The sequence below is a fragment of the Xanthomonas sp. WHRI 1810A genome, from assembly GCF_040202885.1.
In the GTDB taxonomy this organism is placed as follows: Bacteria; Pseudomonadota; Gammaproteobacteria; order Pseudomonadales; family Pseudomonadaceae; genus Aquipseudomonas.
The window spans coordinates 59,023-78,167 of the sequence record NZ_JBEGED010000013.1; the positions used below are offsets into that span (position 1 = coordinate 59,023).

Sequence of the window (19,145 nt, forward strand, 5' to 3'; positions counted from 1 at the left end):
ATACCGTTTTGAAGACCAGCAGCTATAGTTGCCTGAAAGCGAATGGAGCGACTTGGTGATGCGTGGACGCAATACATCTCTCCCCATAATCCTATTGGCGAGCAGCTTGATCAGTGCATCAGTTATGGCAGTCGAAGGCGGAGTGGGCCGACCCATTACCGGGCAGCAGGTGTTCTCAAACGCTGGGATCATCCCTCCTGAGCCCGGCACAATAGTGTCCATTACTAGCATCTACTACGATGGCAAGCTCAAAGGCAGTCGCCCCGTCCCCATTAATGGAGAGATTAGCGCTGGCTTGGACATGAAGATCTCCTACACCTTGGCGAACTTCACCCATGTCTGGGATACCGGTAAAGGGCGCTGGAATTTTGCCTCCGCTGTCGGTGTTCCCATCCAGTACACCGATATCGATGCGAGCCTGACCGGGCCACGTGGAAGAACGCTTGGCCAATCGGACTCAGCGACGCAGTTCGCAGATCTGTTGGTCACCCCCCTTGCTGCTGGGTATCACTTTAGCGCAACCGATCACATTTCCTTTTCGCTTCCCATCTACCTGCCCACCGGGGCATACGACCAGGATCGACTGGCGAACGCTGGCCAAAACACTTACACCTTCGTGCCTACAGTGGCGTTCACGCATTTAGACGGTAAAGGCGGCGAATTCAGTCTGATGAGTGCGGTTGAGTTGTACACCCGCAACGACGATACCGATTATCGCAATGGCTCTGTATTCACGCTCGATGGCCTATGGACGTTCGGCTTAGGGCAAGGATGGAGTGCAGGCGTAGTCGGTGGCGTAGTGAAGCAGATAACCGATGATAAGGGCTCAACCGCCGATGCCTTGAACGGGTTCCGGGGGCACTCCGTCGGCGCTGGCCCAATCGTCGGATGGAGCGGCAAGTTTTCTGATGTTCAGGCGAGCGTCAACCTACGCTGGGTACCTGAGTTTCATTCCGAAAAACGACCCGAAGGTGATGCTGTCAGCATGAATTTCACACTGCTTTTTTTGTGACCGTCAATCTGACTTCTACCGCAAAGGTGGCGGAGCAGAGGAACTGACCTACGCTCAGGCCAAGCGTGACTGCTGTCGGTAAGTAGCTCGCAACCAGCCTGGGTATGAGGCAACAAACCAAAAAAGCCGCAGCGATTTTGTCAGCACAATGAGGTGAAAGGCATGGGTATAAAGGAAGTGATGCTGATCGCAGGTCTATCGGTGTGTCTCTCGGGCGGTGCGTTGGCAGAAACCAGCATGAGCTCTCAAGCTGCCCGGACTACGGCCAAGGAAGTGTATCTCTACGGTTACCCAGCGGTTGAGATGTATAAGACCCTCTATGCACAGGCGGTCGACAAAGGCGGGCCAAATTACAAAGCGCCGTTCAATACTATCGGTAACACCGCGAGTGTCTTCACCCCTAAAGACACCGCCATCATTACCCCAAATTCCGACACTCCCTACTCATTCGCTTGGTTGGATTTGCGTGCTGAACCCATCGTCTTGACCCTGCCAGCAATCGAAGACAATCGCTATTACTCAGTCCAGTTGATCGACCTCTACACCCACAATCTGGGGTACCTGGGCACCCGGACGACCGGGAACAAGGGTGGCAAGTTTCTAATCGCAGGGCCTGGCTGGAAAGGCGATAAACCTGAAGGCGTTGACCGGGTCATTCGTACCGAAACAAATATTGTCTATGCGCTGTACCGCACTCAGTTGTTTGATGAGCAGGATTTGAAACGGGTGAAGGACATTCAGGCGGGCTATGCCGTCCAAGCTTTAAACGCTTTCGCTGGCCGGCCCGCAACCCCAACCAAAGCTGTAGATTGGCCTAAACCGATAGAGGGAATGTCAGACAGCCCCGAATTGATCCGCTACCTGAATTTCTTGCTGACGTTTGCGCCAACCGATCCAAGCGAGACCACACTCATGAACCGCTTCGCGCAGATCGGAGTCGGCCCAGGCTTGCCGTTCGACGAGGCGAAGCTGAGCAAGGCGCAGGCAACGATCATCAATGAAGGGTTTGCAGACGGCAAAGCTGAATTTGCGACCTTCAAGAAAACCAAAGTTGATACTCACCAGATCGACAGTGGTAGTTTTTTCGGTACTCGTGAGCACCTAAAGAATAACTACTTGTACCGCTACGCGGGCGCCAACATGGGGATCTTCGGCAACTCGGCGGACGAAGCGATGTACATGGGGTACTTCGTTGATGCCGCAGGCAAGCCCGCCGATGCGTCCATTAACAAGTACACCCTGCATTTCACCAAGGGTGGCTTACCGCCAGCCGGTGCATTCTGGTCACTGACCATGTACGACGCAAAGAGCAAACTGCTGATCGATAATCCCCTCAATCGATACCTGATCAACTCCCAGATGCTCAGCACCCTCAAGCCAGATAAGGACGGCGGGATCACCCTGTATGTCCAGCATGACAGCCCTGGCAAAGACCTTGAAAGCAACTGGCTCCCCGCGCCGAACGGCCCCTTCTTCGGAGTGCTCAGAATCTACATGCCTAAGCCCGAAGTTTTGAATGGGGAGTGGAAACTCCCGCCGCTGACGTCTACCCGATAGCACCGAACCTTGTCCTGGATCGCTGACTCCGATAGAGATTTGATCATGAAAAATCCGGTATTCATCGCCCGCTTGCTGGGGGCTGCTGCCTTGACGGTATTAACTGCCGCGTATGCCCAAGACCTGCCTGCCCCAGAAGCATCCGTCCCGGTTACTGTCGATAATTTCATTCGCGCTGAAAGCGACCAATACATCAGCGCCTTAGTGAAGGACGGTGGGCTTGGTAAGCTCCACCATCGCCGCGAACCTGCCTCTATTGAGCATCAGACGGTTATCCGGTTGAACCGAGACACGCTGTATTCATCGGGCGTGTTTGACCTTGATGCAGGCCCTGTGACGATCACCATGCCGGATCCCGGAAAACGCTTCATGGCCTTGCAGGTCATCAACGAAGACCACTACACGCAGAATGTTTTCTACGGCGCGGGCGCTCATGTCCTGACCCGCGAAAATGTAGGCACGCGCTACGTTGCCACGGCTATCAGGACTTTGGTCGATCCAAACGATGCGGTAGACCTTAAGCAGGTTCATGCCTTGCAGGATGCAATTCAGGTTAGCCAGGCCAACATCGGTAGTCTGGAGCTTCCGCAATGGGATGCTGCAAGCCAAAAGAAAGTCCGTGACGCCCTTCTGGTTCTGTCATCCACCGTCCCGGACTTCAAGAACGCGTTCGGCACAAAGGAAGCGGTAGATCCACTTCGCCATCTGCTGGGCACCGCCGCCGGCTGGGGTGGAAACCCCGACAGGGACGCGACCTATCTCAACGTAACGCCGACAGATAACGATGGCAAAAAAGTGTATCGGCTGACCGTGAAAGACGTTCCTGTCGATGGCTTCTGGTCAGTTAGCGTCTATAGCGCACAAGGCTACTTCGAGCAAAACAAGGACGGCGCCTACACGCTAAATAATCTGACGGCGAAAAAAAGCGCTGACGGTTCGATTCAAGTCCAGTTCGGCGCCTGTGGAGCGGGTATCGATAACTGCCTGCCTACGGTTGCAGGCTGGAATTACACCGTCCGCTTATACCGGCCTCGCGCAGAAATCCTCAATGGCGCCTGGGTTTTTCCTGAACCGAAGCCTGTGGAGTAGTCGCGGGCAAATGCATGCTTCTGAGCGGTGATCACTTCGTTGCCTGGTGCAACAACTCTGCTTTGGAGTTTTCTGTAAGTGCCTTTGAGCTGACATGGATGAAAAGCGATGCGTTCACGAAGCCTGTTCAAATCCTTGTGTGTGCCGTTTGTGATAATGGCTCCAATGTTGGCTCAAGCGGACAATGCCGACACGGCCAACAAAAGTAATAACCCGCTGAACCTGGCACCGGGTCTGAATTTTCAGGACTACTACACACCGGATATCGCCAATACCAATGCGCACACGAACGATGCACTCATACGTGGAGCGTTACCCATGGCGCCAAATGGCTTCATTGGCGTTCCCCAGCTGCTCCGCGCAACCGTGCCAATCAGCACAAGGCCAGACCCTCATGGCGGCTACAGCACGGGGGTGGGTGACCTCAATCTTTTTGACATCTTTCTGCTGAAGACAGACGGCGTACAGCTCGGTATCGGGCCGCAAATCACCGCTCCCACGGCTGAGCATGATGAGTTGGGCACAGGTAAATGGCAGGCAGGATTAGCCGCCGTAGCCATTGATTCGTCTCCTCGTGGGTTGCTGGGGGCCTTGGTTCAATACCAGAGTTCCTTTGCCGGTGACGAAGACCGCCAGCATGTCGAATCCGCAACGTTTCAACCATTCCTGATCCACAACCTGGAGAAGGGTTGGTATCTGCGTTCCACCGCTACCTGGACATTCGACCTGAAAAACGACACCCACTACATCCCTCTCGGGATCGGTGCGGGTAAGGCATGGAAGGTCGGCAGCAACATCTTCAACGCCTTCGTTGAACCGCAGTGGACAGTCGATCACAAGGGGGACGGTTTACCCCGATTCACCCTATTAGCCGGACTCAACATTACGTTTGGAAAATAAGGTGAGGTTTTGGCAATGACCGTTTTCGATAGCGACCGGCGAACGGTCGCCCCCGGATCGCGCCTCACATATCGCTGAGTTCTTGCAGCCACACAAAACTGAAGGGAATCCAGAAATGAAAATGCCAACACTCAATACGTTAATTTGCTGTGCTGTTCTCGGATTGACTGGCTGCGCCAGCTCGCAGGTTGATCCGAGTCATTACTCTGGGTTTCTCAAGGATTACAGCCGTCTTGAACCCGCCGAAAGCCCTAGCGGTGCACCTGTCATGCGGTGGCTCGACAAGGACGTAGCGCTTGGGAATTACACCCATATCTACATTGAGCCGAGCCAGTTCTATCCTAAACCACAGCCTACGGCGGCGATTTCCGCGCAAACGTTGCAGTCAATCACTCACTATTTCGATGCAGCGCTGAAACGGGAGATGGGTAAGGAACTGACCTTGGCCGACGCTCCTGGCCCGCACACCCTTATTGTTCGACCGGCAATCACTGCGGTATCGACCCATGCCGAGGGACTTAAGCCCTATGAGGTGATCCCTATTGCCCTGGTAGCGGCAGCCGTCAATACGGCTTCGGGTGGCCGTGATCAGGACGTCGAAATCGCTACAGAGGCTGCATTCCTGGATGCCGATACCAATAAATTGTTGGCGCAGGTGGTGCGCAAAGGAAGTGGTAAACCGTTGGAAAACGATAAAACCCAGCTCACTCTCAATGACGTAAAGCCTGTGCTGGATGGATGGGCATCCGACATGCGCTTAACCTTTGAACGGCTCAAGGCTGGCAAGAAGTAGTCGCAGAACGCGCGTCAATGCAGGCGTCTTCTGATGTCTCATCGTTGGAGTGACTGGGTATGAGTGAGCGACGTGTGTCAAAGGTCATGAGTTTTGTCGCAGTGACTCTGGCAATGATATGTCTGAGCAGCCAGGCCGCATTAGCCGTAGAGCCCGACGCAGAAAAAGATCCACGCGCACTGGCAGCTCTTGAACGCTTGGGGGGGTACCTGCGCTCGCTAAAGCACCTTCGACTGGAGGCCGATACGGAGTCAGACCAGACCCTGACAAACGGTCAAGTCGTGCAGTTTGAGTTCAAGACAGAGCTGCTCGCCACACTGCCTGACAAGCTACGGGCGACTGTCATTGATGGCCCTCATCGCAAAACGCTTTTTTATAACGGCCAAAAATTTGTCTTGTTTGATGCAGATCAGCGCTATTACGCAACAGGAGTAGCGCCTGCAACGATTGACGGCCTTCTTGCCGAGATGAGTGATCGTTACGGCTTAGTCCTCCCACTGGCAGATCTTTTCCGGTGGAGCGCTACGACAGCAAAAGACGTAGCGATCAGCAGTGCGCTTTACGTAAATGATCAGGAAATTGATGGGCGCTTGTGCGCTCACTACGCCTATCGTCAGCCAGGTGTCGACTGGCAGCTGTGGGTGCATCTCGGCGCTGAGCCACTGCCGTGTCAGTTGGTCATCGTGCGCCAGGATGTTGAAAGCCTGCCGCGACATCGAGTGCGGTATCGCTGGATAAATGAAAAACTGGGGCCAGCGGATGCTTATGAGTTTGTACCGCCCGAGGGTGTTCACTCAGTACCGCTGCGTGAGCTTGTGCCGCCTTTTGAGGGGTCTAAGCAATGAAACGAGACAGAACGAATTTCTGGCGGGGCGCCATAGGCGCTTTGGTGGTGATTGCGTTTACCTATCCGCTCACCGCACAGGCCTGGTATGTTAGAGCAGGAGGAGGAGCACGGACGTTTGTGGTTCCTGCGCACCCTGGGGGCGGGGCCGCACCGCATCACTTTGCTGGTGCGCCGCCGCCTCACCCAGCGCCGTCGCCGCATCCTTCCGGGCAAGGGCCAGCTCAGCCGCATCCTCCGGGGCCAGGGCCGCAGCCGGGCCCACCTCCACCCCATCCTACTGGGCCGCCGCCACCTCCACCTCATCCTCCGGCCCCGCCACCGCCACCTCATTCAGATGACTGGTATCACCCTTGGGCGACAGCAGCAGTGATAGGTGCAACTACCGCAACCGCTGTGGCTATCGGTACTGCAGTGGCGTCAGTGCCCAAATCGTGCGTCCCGGTTTTGGTCAACGGTATCAGCTATCAACAGTGCGGAAGCAGCTGGTACCAACCCCAGTACGTAGGCACTACGTTGCAGTACGTAGTCGTTGTACCACCACGATAACCGAAGCTAGCCACAGCACTGCCGGGTTAACCTAATTAGGTAGTGGCCGCCCCCGCAGGCTTTGGTTATCAAGATGTGTTGGCCAAACGCTTACAGATCAATAAGGTGGACACCATCGTCTTTTAGCGTCTGGTCACGAAGTTGAGCTGCCCGGACAAGCATTGAAAGATGCCTGTACAGAGTTTTATTCCTTCCCACGCCAATCAGAAGTCGCAGGGTGTAAACCTTTTCAGCATGTAAATCGACGAGGTTTACACGATAATTTTTTAGGCTTACAGCTACTTACCTGCGAGGGTGTGATGTAACCAACTCCACTACGCTTCTATCTTTCAGCTTAGCCTTGAGCATCTGATTTTCGTCCAGCAGCACCTCATTGATGGATGCGATACTGGCGACCTTGGCCCGCAACTCCTCAATCTCATGGCGGTAGCTCACGGACTTTTGTCGTTCTGCGATCAGGTCTTGGTGTTTGACATCCCGCATGGCTCGACTTGATCGCCCCTGCTTCTCCCGTATAGCCTCCGCAATCTTAGGATAGTAATTGTGGATCAACGCCGTCGATACGCCAGCCTCACGGGCGACGCTAGCGATGGTCATTTTGGCTGCCTTGGTATGGGCGCGCCCGTTTTCGATACGGTAGATGGCCAGCTTGAGATCCTTTTCTCGATCTACCGCAGGCTTGTAGTTCGCTATATTGTTCTTGCTCTTCATTTCGTCAGCGCCTCAGGAGGCATGCCCAGCTGCACTAGTACGTCCCGGCAGCGGTTCAGGTCGCGCTCAACGCGTTGGCGGCCTCCTTCACCGATGTCTTTGCAGTGCCGCAGCCCATTCAATTCCTCGTAGAGCCGCTGGTAGATAGGCACGTGGGTAATCCCGATTACGGACTGGTCGCAACCACTACAGCGGGTTCGTTCAAGGGTATTGCCAACGCAGCCGTTGTTGTCTGCCGTACACCAAGCGTGGCCATTGCTGCGGATAGCTGTGCTCTCTGAGATGGACTTCAACATAGAGGCATGATCCTTGAAGATGAGCAAGTTCTGTGGCTCCCGTTGCCATTGCTTGATTCCATGTCCATAACCTCCTGCCAAGACTTCATCGCCGATCCAGTTGTCGACGACGCCAAACTTGATATCTTCCAGCTCTCCCTGAATTTCGTTGTACAACTCAAGATCCAGGTGCTGTCCCCAGCTATCATCCATGGCGTAGCCGAGGGTCATGTCTAGCGACCAGTGGGCATAATGCTCCTTCAGATAGCGCAGGTCACCGAAGCGACTGTGCGCGGCATAGTTAGCAAATTTTCGCCGGAATTGGTGGCTGGCGAGGCTCCAACTCAACCCGCTTGCCTTAGCGAATGCTTTTAATAGGCCATCCCAACTGACGTTGCTAACTGTGCGGACTTGATTGTTCCCAACTGAGTTGACACCCAGGAAAAGAGAATTACGATGTTTGTAAGCCTCAGCAATCTCCGGATCCTGCGGGTTAATGCGACGTCGTTGGATAATTTCGCTGGCGATCATCGACTGGTAAGGCACAGCCCAGCGCTCCATGATGCGGATGGCGCGCACCCCCACCTCTGGGATCATCCAGTCATGAATTCCTGCATCGGTTTTTTCTGAAATAGAACGCATCCAGTGATAAATCGTCCCCTCATCGTCCTCAGTGCGGCGGTGCGCCCCCGACTGCACGTTGGTTAGCTCCTGATTTCGGCAGCCTGAGGTGCTCGCAAGGACGATATAGCATGATGTGCGCAGTTCTAGGACTGACTTACTGAAGGTTTTTACCCCGCCTGTCCAGCCCATAGAATGCAAATACCTATTTTTTGCGTCGTACACAGCCCTACTTTTTAGGTCTTTGCGCTCTGCTGCAACTGCGTCAAGACCATCTCGCAGGTCGAGCATTAGCTTGCCGCGCTCGACTTGTTGATGAGCCCGTTCGAACACCCTGCAGAAAACGTCATCGGGGATTAGTGGCGTTTTTCCACCACAGGATATTCCGATAGCACCGGCCATAGCTCTTGCGGAGGTTTCTGGCCATGGATGGTGAGGCATCTTGTCGTCCGTGTACTGGCTAAGCTCATAAATCGCCTCTACGGTCGTGTAACGCGCTACAAGTGTTTCTGGCAGGAGCGGCTTATTAGATTTGGCGATCCTGTGAGCCTTGCAGGCCGCGACATACGCTGCTGCAATCAAAGCCGTTACCGCCCCTAAACGATCAATTCCAAGCCTATCTAGATACCTCAGGAAAGGGATTGCATTATCGAAGTATCGACGAATTGTCGCGCCTTTAGGCCGATCACCATCAAGGCGACCTCGTTTCATGTAGCGATAGATTATCGCTTTCATCGAAGCCCTAAATGGCGGAGGCACCATTGTGAAATTTAGCTGCCTCTTGCTTGCCACGACGTTGCTGGGCAAGCCGTGAAGCTGCCAGATGTCGTCGATGTAGCGGCTGAGGATGATCCATTGCCCATCGATCTGCGTTACGGTGATGATCAGCTTATCGCGCTCTGATTCGGGGAGCCCACGTACATCTCCCGGCTGAGCGGTGATGGCTGGGAGATGTAGCTCCTCCGACATGTTGTGACTCATGAAAAGATCTCCAAGCTTGCAATCAGGTCAACCGACCAGAACGGGTGGGGCTGTGTACGGGCGCGCTCGCGAGCGGCGTCAACGGCTGCAGCCTTGAACGCGCCACGGCGTAGCCCTTCCGCAACGATGTAATGGTCAATCAAACGCGGGATGTGGGCGTACTCACGCGCCCAACGACGTTTGTCCATTCGTGACCTTTCGGCCAGTACTCGGAAGTAAAAGCTGAAGAGCTTGTACAGATCTTCGCCGGTCACCGCGTAGTCCTTACAGCGCAGACAATTTATGAAGTTCATGCACGTTGCCCCCTCGCGTTTTGGGGCGAACTGACCGTGGACTGGATCTCCACAACGACCAAGTGGGATATTCTTGTAGCTCGCGCCTATAGTCGTCGTCAGCAGTTCTTGCACCAATACTTCCCCCATGAACCGCCAGTTTCGGCGGGCATCTTCGCTTGGTGCTAGATAGCTTTGATCGGCTACTCGGGGGGTATTACCAAGCGCAGAAGCAGTGGCGGCGAGATCGCCATCCGTCAGGTCAAAGATTCGGTTGGCGAAGGTTTTACGCAGTCGGGAAAGGTTGATTCGAAGTGGCTTTCCATCACTATCCTTTAGGCCATATTCATCCACAAGCCTGCTTATGCTTCTGTCCATTGACATTGAAGTCACCGTCGCGACTTTGCCTACTGCATTCCTAGCCTGACTTCGGTACAGCCATACCCGTCCTTTGAGATCGTCCGGAGCTTCTGAGTCCAAAGGCTCGGTCAGCACCATTACTCGGCGGATAAGGCGCTCCACGTTGGTTCTGACGCTGGGCATTGCTTCCAAAACGCGCTCAGCTTTAGACTCAGCCCGCAGAGCTACCTTGCTAACGTTATAGCCACGGCGTTTCCATAGCACTAGGAAGACCGTGTCGTCTTTGGGATGGGGGCGCAAGCAGTCACGACCCATTTCCAGCAGTGGAGTGCCATTTCGTCCGGTATGCAATGCCACGACCAGCAACGCATAGACTAGTAGGTCGCTTGTCAGGGTTATGCCATCACACCATATGGGCTTTGTAGCCTGCCGCAACGCCGCCGCGAATTCTTTCCGCTCTCGTTTTGATAAAGCTGTCTCGCTTTTGACTTTACGGTTGGAGTTTGGAAAAGGGTTGCGCGGGAAGGTGGCCTCGTCGCCAGAGGCAACCACGGATATGATGCCTCGTTGCGCGAGGGCCATGAGCACCGCTTTGGTTTTTGAGTAATAGTTTTTTTGGGCGGTAGTTGCAGCACTCCGGCCATAAAGGTGGGCGAGAAAACCGTCTATTAAAGGTCTGCGTACATCATTTACCGTTAAGTTACGCTCGAAAGCCAACGCCTGAAGCAGGCAGTAGTCGAGGAAATTTGCTAACCCAGTACCGCAATAACTCGCCACGGTAGCAACTGAGGGGGCGCCATCCTGCCCTGCCAGGAAACGCTCTATTTGACGTTGACAGGCATAGGTGATGGCATCGATGCCAGCACCGTACCATCGAGCAAAATTGAAACGCCGAGTGTTGGAGGCGTTCCGAGCGAAAGCAACTACCGTGTTCGTCGGAGGGATAACCTCGGGCAGAATGATTACGTTGCCCTCTGTGTCGATCTTGTGCTCGACTTGGGGGATGCTTAAGTCTGTCTTGATGAATAACTTGCGCTTCCCCATTAGCCTGCCTCCGCCATATCGTTCAGCTCGTCGTCATACGCCAAGACTGCGTTGTCGGCTATTTCATCGATCAGATGCAAATACACCATGGTGGTCTGAATTGAACTGTGGCCAAGTTGACGCTGCAGATATACGAGGGGATCAAGGCCGTTCCGAGGATTTCGTTGAAGGTTGACCAAAGTGTGGGTTGCGTAGGTGTGACGAAGCATGTGCGCATGGACTTCGATGCCAGCCCGCTTTCCGGCCTCTTTAATGATCCGATTGAGGCTTTTACCGGCACTGCCATACGGCTCTCCGAGGTGGTTGAGGAGCATTGCGTTTTGGTCTTGACCCAGCGATGACCGCTCACCACGCACCTTGGACACGTAGCGATAGAGTTTGGACATGAACTTGCGGGTGACCCAGATATATCGCTCCTTGCTCCCCTTTGTCTCCATCCCGTTACCATCTTGCGGATTAAGCTGGATCCGAAAATTGCGCTCGGTTCCCCCAATTTTGTCAGGGTCAAAAACCGATGCCACGGGGAATGTAGCAAGTTCGTTACGTCGCAGACCGGTGTGCAACGCCAGCTGAACCATGATCCGGTGATGCGGATTCTCAATTGCTTCCAGAAGCGACTTGACTTGAGCCATGCTCAAAAACTTGGGTAGTGCCTTGTAACGGCGCGGCATCACGTCGTTCACAAGAGCTTTGCCTCCGCTTGCATCGATATGTTCGAGAAAGGTTGATCCACGCTGCACGGTGCGCTCTTCATGACCGAACGGTAGACGCTTCACCCAGCTTTTCCCCAGTGCGAACTCGTAGAACTTGCATATGTACGTCAGCCGTTGGCGGGTAGTGTTTCGGGCTAGTTGGCACGTCACTAGGCAGTAATCTCTGTAGGCGGCTACAAGGCTCTTGGCCTCACCGCGATCTACATCCCGCCAGTCAAGATCATGGGCCTGCAGGAAGCTGAAGTAGTCGTACAGCGCTCGTCCGGTACTTGGCCATGACTCTTTGGAGCCGATGTCTCCGCGAAGGAGGTAGTAGCGGAAGAACTGATTGGCTTGGGTGCAGCTCTCCATCGAATCCCACAGCAGAATCGGAAAGCCTTGGTACGGTTGCCCTGAAATCACAAAGTCCTTGGTGCCCCACACAAGCTCCATGAATCACCTTGTCGTCGACTAATCACTCGGTTACTTGTCTGCATGAATGGGATGAAGGCTACTCGTGCGGCCCCTCACACCCAGCCAGACAGGTCTCTGACTTTATTAGCACATCAATCTAACGGACACAACGCGCCAGATCATAAGGCATTCCTGAGAGTTTGCAGGTAGGCAACCTGACGGGTGAATTCGGTTCGGGACAGGCGTTGGTCCTGACGTGGGCGCAAGGCCTGGCCGACGGCGCTGGTGGGTTGGCGGGTCAGCTGTGCAAGCGCTTGCCATTGTTGTGCGACGGCCAGGCCCTCGAAGCCGGGATGGCGTTGGCGGGCTCGACGCAGAATGTCCGATTGCAGGGCTCGCAGCAGGGCTTGCTGCCCTTTGCGCCTGAGCAGGAAGTCCGCACTGGCGCGCAGGTGTTCGGTCAGTTGTCGGCGCGCACGTTCGGGCGTTGGCTGCAGGGGGCCCTGGCGCATGCCGGCTCGCCATAGCGCCAACAGCGTCAGCAAGGCCAGTGCGGTCAGCGCCAGGGGAAAGTGCTTCGTTATAAGGCTGAACAGGTCAGCGTGCTCGGTGTGCAGCAATTGGGTGACGGCGCTGTCCTGGGTCAGGTACCACAGCAGCCAGGCGTTGTCGTATTTGCCGATGGCTCGAGTTTTCCACAGGTCGGCATCGGTTATGACGGTAATCAGTCCTCGGCCGTAGACCATTTGCAGCATGTGGGTGGCGTCGGCGCTGTTGGCCCAGGACTGCGCCTGATCCTCGGGGTCATCCAGATGAAACGCCGGGTCAAAACCCAAATAGGCGGGATCGGTTTCGTTTTCCACGTACAGGCGCGTCAACTCCGGCCATGGCGTCTCGGCGGGGGCAGGAACGGCGGGGCTCAGGGGAATCACCGGCTTGTTCATGTCCATTTCTCGGCGACGATCCTGCTCGCGCAGGTCCCGGGTCAGGAACTGGCGAATGTTTATCTGATCGAGCAACAGGTCACCGCTGCGGCCTTTGTTCTCATCCCACAGTTGCTCGGCAACGAACAGCAGGCGCCCGCCGGCGCGGGTCCAGGCCAGTACGCGCTCGACCTCCGCCGGCGTCATGTGCTCGCGGCTGTCCAGAAGCATCAGGGTCTGTGCCTGCTGCCGGGTGTCAGGAAGCACGTGCAGGGTCTCGATCACTTTCACCGGGACCGAGCGTTGACGCAGGAACGTGTCGGCGGCCAGATAGGGATTGGCCCGCGCCTCGGGGGACGGTCCCTGATTGACGACCTCCTGATAGTGTTCCAGTCGCTGAAACAGCAGGACGCCAGCGGCGGCAATCACGATCAGCACCAACAGACCGACCCACTTCTGCACGCGGCGGCTCATGCGGAAGGCCTGCTGGCGAACAAACGGCGCCAGTCATCGCAGAGGGCTTGCTGCGCCTCGGCCGGTGGAAGGCGATGGCCGTAGGCGAGGTTCTGCCAGTGGCCGGTCAGCGCCTCGCTGAACTGCTGGAGCGACGGCTGACCGAGGGTGGCGATTCGCGCCAGCACCTGGCCCTCGGTGTCGGCGTTCTTGAGCGGCAGTTGGTAATCGGTGATCAGCCGGCTGAGCAGCGCGCGGTAGAGCAGGCTCAGTGCCTCACGGGGTTGCTGTGGCCAGAGCTTCTCAACGCTGGCCGCGATGTCGGCAGGCAGGCTTTGCGCCCCCACCTGCAGGCCGAACAGCTGCTGTGGTGTCGACGGGCGGGGCGCTTTCCTGACCTCACGGCGACTGACAAACGCACTGACCCAGCTTCGGTATCGCCACGCGACCCAGATCAACAACACCGCGATGACGGTCCAGAGCAACACCTCCATGGCGTTGGCAAACAACGTCCCGATGGCTAACAGGCTGCGAACCAGATTGACCAGCCATGTGGGGGTGTCGCCGGTTTTCACGGCCGCGTTGTGGTCAGGGTGCTGCGCAAGGCGCCAGCCGGAAACGGTCGTGGGGTTTTTGAACGGCGGGTTGTCCAGCACCGCTTTGATGGCGGCTTCTGACGCCTTGCTGGTGAGGGGCTGGCTGAGCAGGCGAGGGCTGGAGGGCGGCGCGACCGCGTCGTCGGGCTGTGGTTGATCCAGTGGCGGAAGCGGGCAACTGAACGGCGGCGGCACCCCGTCATCCGCCATGGCCGGTGTGGCGTGGAAGGTCAGTGAAAATGCGCATCCCAGGAGCAACGCGTAGGCGCCACCCATCACGCGTTGGCGCAGGCGGCGAAACACCAGTTCAACGTCCCAGGCTTCCAGCTCCGTTCGACGATTAAGGTAGAGCGTGAACCCGCAGGCCACATAGATGGGGCCCCACACGATAAGTATCAGCGCATAGAAGGCATTGGTCAGGTGTTCGAGCCAGGTCCATTCGCCTTCCACGTTCAGCAGGCTTTGCCACGACCAGTCGATGTCGACCTGCTGTGGCAGCAGGGCGTAGAACAGCACCATCAGTCCGGCCCAGAAACTCATTTCCAATGTGCTCCCCACCGAGGTGAGGCAACGCGCCGCGCGCAGTCGGTTCTGGCTGAGCAGGGCGATGCGTTGCGCCCGCTCCGGCCCGCAGAGCCCTTCGAGTTGCTGGACCGGCAACTTGAAGCTGCGACTCATGCTCAAGCGGCGCCAGGTCAGGCTCGCCAGCAGTTGCGGTTTCAGCGCCCGGGGCCAGGCCATCAGCGCTTGTTTGAGTGTAGGGGTGGCACCGAACAGCGCCTGCGACAGGATCAGCAACGACAGGCGTTCATACAGCGGTTTCAACCACCAGAAGAGGAATATCGCCAGCGACGGGTAATCCCAGAACGCAAGCGTGAGCAACGCAAACACCGGCAGGGTGACGATGGCCCAACTGGTCATCAGCAGACGGCGATGTTGCTGCGCCAGCAGGATCCCCAGGTCCATGGCTTCCCAGGGCGTGCGCGGACGAATGGCGACGCTGGCATCAGTCAGGCGCATGGGCATTCCGTCCGGCAAACAGCAGATAAGCAGCCACCGCAGCCCAGAGCGCGGCACCCACCAGGTATTTGGTCAAGGGTGTTGGCCAGCTCATGGATGACCAATAGGCTTCAATAAATGCGGCGATCAGCAAAAACAGAGTCACACCGGCGATCAGGCGAACGCTGGTCCTGGCCGCTACGCGTAGCGCATCGCTGCGTGACAGCGATCCCGGCGCCAGCAGTGCCCACCCCAACTTCAGACCGGCTGCGCCCGATAACGCGATGGCCGTGAGTTCGAACGCGCCATGACCCACGACGAACGACCAGAAGGTCTGGCCGTAACCGACCCCGGTCAGATGCCCGGCCACGGCGCCAATCATCAGGCCGTTGAAGAACAGGAAGAACAGGCTCCCCAGACCAAAGAGCAAGCCACTGGCGAAGGTCTGAAAGCCGATGCCGATGTTATGCATGATGTAGTAACCGAACATCATCCAGTCTTCGCTCGATCCGCGATCGGCTGCCTGACCGATGCGCCGCGCGGCCGGGTCGTACATGGCTTCCATGTCGCCCACCTGAGCCGTACTCACGACGCTGTAGACGAGGTCGGGAAAGCCATACACCAGCGCGCCCATCAGGATGAGACTGCCGAAAAACAACAGACCGGCGATTACCACCAGCCGCCATTCGGCACGCACCAGTCTCGGGAATCCGGCCAGGACGAAACCGAGCAACTGCGCACCCAGCTGGCTGCGGTGGCGATACAACTGCCGGTGACCGCGCATGGCCAGTTGGTGCAACGGGTCCACCAGATGACTGCTGTATCCCCGCTCCTGGGCCAGCGCCAGCTGTTGGCAAATGCGCCGGTAGTCGGCGGCGAAGCTTTCGCTGGCCTCGACAGTACGGCGGCTGCGCTCCAGCGCGTCGAGACGCTGCGCGAAGGCCTGCCAGTCTGGCTGATGGCGTGTTTCAAACTGGCTTTGCCGGATGCCTGGCGTGCTGTCGTGACCCAGCAGGCCCCGTGCAATGCGGTTCAACCCCGGGACCGCCTGTTCCGGTACCAGATGCAGCGGCTGGGCGAGGATGGTCGCCAGTTCCTGGGTTCTGGCGGGGGACAAGGCCGTTTGACGCTCAGCGAACGACAGGATCGCGCGCTGCTCGTCCAGCGTCATGGCCACCGGCGCAGCCATGGGTTCGGCATCGGGCAGGTCGGGCCGTTTGATCGGGACATCGCCATGGATCACCAGCGTGCCCGCCGCCAGGTCGCCGAGCCGTTTGAACAGGGGGTGTTGCAGGCAGGCGAAGGCACCGATGCTGTAACCCAATGGCAGCATGTCGACGAAGCGCAGCAGGTTGCGCAGCAGCGACGCAGACCAGCCTATGGGTGTGCCGTCGTCGTGGATGACCCGCAGCCCCATGATGGCTTTGCCGGGGGAGCGTCCCTGATTCAGCACCTCGAACAGCACCATGTACCACCAGGTGACCAGAAATAACGCCAGAGCTCCCAGGCCCATGCCGAACTTTTCGAAGGGCCGCAGCAGCGTAAACAGCAGGGCAAGTATCACGACGCGGATCAGCAGATCGATGCTGAACGCCACGGCTCTGGGGACGAGACCGGCCGGACGCAGCAGCAGGTCGATGCCTTCGGGGGTTTCCATGCGGATGCGGGTATCCAGCGGCGCAGGCTGCGCAGCGTGCGTGGGCACAGCACGGGTCGAGGACATTGTCAGAGAGGTACGCCAGAGGGTGGGGAAGTTGATGCTAGCCACCGCGGGTCAGCTAAGCAACCGGACGCTGCGCACGGTGGATGTAAGAAAATGCTTCTGTACACGGCGGTGGGTGCCTACAGCAAAGTCCGCCGCCCACAGACACTGTTTTCGTCAGCCGACTGGGGTGGCCTTCCTACAGAGTCCCGTTCGAGTCATCTGATAGACTTTGCCCGACTTCTGTTCAGGATCAGCCCGTGACCTCAAGCATCTTCTGGTACGACTACGAAACCACCGGGATCAATCCGCGCAATGACCGACCGCTGCAGGTCGCAGGTATTCGCACGGACGATCAGCTCAACGAGATCGCTGACCCTATCAATCTTTATTGCCAGCCCAGTGACGACATACTCCCGCATCCGGCGGCATGCCTGGTCACCGGCATCACGCCGGAACGCCTTGCCGAGAAAGGGCTGTGCGAAGCTGATTTCATGACCCGGGTACACGGCGAACTGTCGGCCCCCGGGACCTGTGGTGCCGGGTACAACAGCCTGCGTTTCGATGACGAAATGACGCGCTACAGCCTCTACCGCAACTTCTTCGACCCCTATGGCCGGGAATGGCAGGGGGGCAACAGCCGCTGGGACTTGATCGACGTGGTGCGTACCGCCTACGCCTTGCGCCCGGAAGGCATTGTCTGGCCCGAAGAAGACGGCCGGGTGACACTCAAGCTGGAACGGCTCACGGCGGCCAACGGGATTGATCATGGTCATGCGCACGATGCACTGTCCGACGTGCGAGCCACGATCGCGCTTGCCCGCTTGATCCGGGATAAACAGCCCAGGCTTTACGATTACCTTTTTCAGCTGCGAAGTAAGCACAAGGTGCAGGAGCAAATCCGCCTGATGCAACCGCTGGTCCATATATCAGGACGTTTTTCCGCAGCACGAAGTTATTTAGGCGTGGTATTGCCGCTGGCCTGGCACCCGACCAACAAGAACGCGTTGATCGTGTGTGACCTTCATCTTGATCACGCACCGCTGTTAGATGAGGCACACGAAACGCTGCGCCGCCGCTTATATACCCGACGTGATGAGCTGGCCGATGATGAATTACCGGTCCCGCTCAAGTTGCTGCATATAAACAAATGCCCGGTTGTTGCGCCTTTAAGCGTGCTGCGCGAAGAGGATCGTCAGCGTTTGCAACTGGACATGGACGTCTATAAGGAACGTGTACAACGTCTCAATGAAGGGCAAGCGTTGTGGCAGGACAAGTTGAAATCCGTTTATGCCCCTGACGACTTTTCTTCCAGTGAAGACCCTGAGCAGCAGTTATATGACGGCTTTATCAACGACCGCGACCGTGGACTTTGTGAAAAAGTGCGGACGGCGGAGCCTCAGCAATTAGCCAGCGATCCATGGCCTTTCGATGATGAGCGCTTGCCCGAGTTGTTATTTCGTTATCGCGCCCGCAACTTCGCCGAAACCCTGAACGATGCCGAACAGGTTCGCTGGCTGAACTTTTGTCGGACGCGTCTGACCGACCCGTTGGCCGGTGCCCCCAATACGATCAAGGACTTTACCAAGGCCCTGATTGCGGCGTCGCTGACCGCCACGCCCGCTCAGCTCAAGGTGCTGGGGCAGTGGCAGGATTACGTCGAGCAGTTACGCGCACGTCTTGGCCTGTAAGGGGCGACAGGCAAGTTCGGGACGAAAAAAACGCCAGCAGGCTGGCGTTTTTCTTGAGTCGTACGTTTCTGCACAACCGAGGGCCCTGATAGTTGGGTATCAACCCAGCAACGTTGCCCAGCCTTCCACTTCGTCACCGCCCCATTTGGCTTTCCACTCTTTCAACGTCTTGTGGTTGCCGCCTTTGGTTTCGATGATTTCGCCGTTGTGCGGGTTTTTGTACTGCTTTACTTTGCGAGCACGTTTGGTGCCGGTAGTTTTTACCGGCGCGCCACGCGGTGCTTTGTTAACTTTGGACTCTGGGTCCAGCAACGCGATGATATCGCGCAGGGACTTCTGATATTCACCCATCAGGGTGCGCAATTTGCCCTCGAACTCGAGTTCATTCTGCAGCTTGTCGTCTTGTTGAAGATTTTGCAGACGGGCTTGCAGTTCTTTGATGGCTTCTTCTGTTGCGCGGTATTCGTTGATCAGGGACATGAGGATGACCTTATGTTGTGATGTGCAGGGTGCATGGGCGCAATAATAGTCACAGAGTTTGTGCAAGTAAACGTTTAAGGAATCTTTATTTGCCGTCTATTCGAAATAGTCATCCGGGCAATACTCCTAACACTAAATACAACCGTGCATTCACAGATTTTTTTCATGAATATTAATGGGTGTTGTC

At 56.7% G+C, this 19,145-nt stretch carries 15 protein-coding genes; 7 read left to right on the plus strand and 8 right to left on the minus strand.

Annotated elements, in window-relative coordinates; translation table 11 throughout:
- Positions 1-124: 124 nt before the first annotated feature.
- The 6 genes from ABQX22_RS18930 to ABQX22_RS18955 all read left to right on the plus strand — a co-directional run bounded on the left by ABQX22_RS18930 (position 125) and on the right by ABQX22_RS18955 (position 6,196).
- Positions 125-1,012 carry a SphA family protein gene (locus ABQX22_RS18930; protein ID WP_349801495.1) on the plus strand — a complete coding sequence of 296 codons (888 nt, stop codon included), beginning with the start codon at positions 125-127 and terminating at the stop codon, positions 1,010-1,012.
- A 162-nt stretch (positions 1,013-1,174) separates the two neighbouring features.
- Positions 1,175-2,569, plus strand: coding sequence for a DUF1254 domain-containing protein (locus tag ABQX22_RS18935; RefSeq protein ID WP_349801377.1), 1,395 nt, complete (start codon positions 1,175-1,177; stop codon positions 2,567-2,569).
- Positions 2,570-2,614: 45 nt separating this feature from the next.
- Positions 2,615-3,658, plus strand: a complete 1,044-nt coding sequence (locus ABQX22_RS18940; RefSeq protein WP_349801378.1) for a DUF1254 domain-containing protein — start codon at positions 2,615-2,617, stop codon at positions 3,656-3,658.
- Positions 3,659-3,766: 108 nt separating this feature from the next.
- The gene (locus tag ABQX22_RS18945; RefSeq protein WP_349801379.1) at positions 3,767-4,558 is read left to right on the plus strand and encodes a hypothetical protein; all 792 of its coding nucleotides are present in this window, start codon (positions 3,767-3,769) and stop codon (positions 4,556-4,558) included.
- 115 nt (positions 4,559-4,673) lie between these two features.
- Complete coding sequence (locus ABQX22_RS18950) at positions 4,674-5,351, plus strand: DUF3313 domain-containing protein (RefSeq protein WP_349801380.1); 678 nt, start codon at positions 4,674-4,676, stop codon at positions 5,349-5,351.
- 59 nt (positions 5,352-5,410) lie between these two features.
- Complete coding sequence (locus ABQX22_RS18955; RefSeq protein WP_349801381.1) at positions 5,411-6,196, plus strand: DUF2092 domain-containing protein; 786 nt, start codon at positions 5,411-5,413, stop codon at positions 6,194-6,196.
- 830 nt (positions 6,197-7,026) lie between these two features.
- Here the strand turns inward: ABQX22_RS18955 and ABQX22_RS18960 are convergent.
- The 7 genes from ABQX22_RS18960 to ABQX22_RS18990 form a co-directional block, all read right to left on the minus strand.
- Entirely contained in the window at positions 7,027-7,455 is a 429-nt protein-coding gene (locus ABQX22_RS18960; protein ID WP_349801382.1) for a hypothetical protein, read from the minus strand.
- Complete coding sequence (locus ABQX22_RS18965) at positions 7,452-9,332, minus strand: hypothetical protein (protein WP_349801383.1); 1,881 nt, start codon at positions 9,330-9,332, stop codon at positions 7,452-7,454. The genes ABQX22_RS18960 and ABQX22_RS18965 overlap by 4 nt, the downstream gene beginning before the upstream one ends.
- Complete coding sequence (locus ABQX22_RS18970) at positions 9,329-11,008, minus strand: hypothetical protein (RefSeq protein WP_349801384.1); 1,680 nt, start codon at positions 11,006-11,008, stop codon at positions 9,329-9,331. The genes ABQX22_RS18965 and ABQX22_RS18970 overlap by 4 nt, the downstream gene beginning before the upstream one ends.
- Positions 11,008-12,153 (minus strand): tyrosine-type recombinase/integrase, encoded by a 1,146-nt coding sequence (locus ABQX22_RS18975; RefSeq protein WP_349801385.1) that lies wholly within the window; start codon positions 12,151-12,153, stop codon positions 11,008-11,010. The genes ABQX22_RS18970 and ABQX22_RS18975 overlap by 1 nt, the downstream gene beginning before the upstream one ends.
- 140 nt (positions 12,154-12,293) lie before the next feature.
- Positions 12,294-13,511 carry a DUF4350 domain-containing protein gene (locus ABQX22_RS18980; protein WP_349801386.1) on the minus strand — a complete coding sequence of 406 codons (1,218 nt, stop codon included), beginning with the start codon at positions 13,509-13,511 and terminating at the stop codon, positions 12,294-12,296.
- Entirely contained in the window at positions 13,508-15,106 is a 1,599-nt protein-coding gene (locus tag ABQX22_RS18985) for a DUF4129 domain-containing protein (RefSeq protein WP_349801387.1), read from the minus strand. The genes ABQX22_RS18980 and ABQX22_RS18985 overlap by 4 nt, the downstream gene beginning before the upstream one ends.
- The gene (locus tag ABQX22_RS18990) at positions 15,093-16,790 is read right to left on the minus strand and encodes a stage II sporulation protein M (protein WP_349801388.1); all 1,698 of its coding nucleotides are present in this window, start codon (positions 16,788-16,790) and stop codon (positions 15,093-15,095) included. The genes ABQX22_RS18985 and ABQX22_RS18990 overlap by 14 nt, the downstream gene beginning before the upstream one ends.
- Before the next feature lie 257 nt (positions 16,791-17,047).
- On the opposite strand from ABQX22_RS18990, the gene sbcB reads away from it, so the two are divergent.
- Positions 17,048-18,478: an exodeoxyribonuclease I gene (gene sbcB, locus ABQX22_RS18995; RefSeq protein ID WP_349801389.1), complete on the plus strand. Its 1,431-nt coding sequence runs from the start codon at positions 17,048-17,050 to the stop codon at positions 18,476-18,478.
- A gap of 99 nt (positions 18,479-18,577) precedes the next feature.
- Here the strand turns inward: sbcB and mvaT are convergent, their stop codons facing one another.
- Positions 18,578-18,958 carry a histone-like nucleoid-structuring protein MvaT gene (gene mvaT / locus ABQX22_RS19000; protein ID WP_349801390.1) on the minus strand — a complete coding sequence of 127 codons (381 nt, stop codon included), beginning with the start codon at positions 18,956-18,958 and terminating at the stop codon, positions 18,578-18,580.
- Positions 18,959-19,145 lie beyond the last annotated feature (187 nt).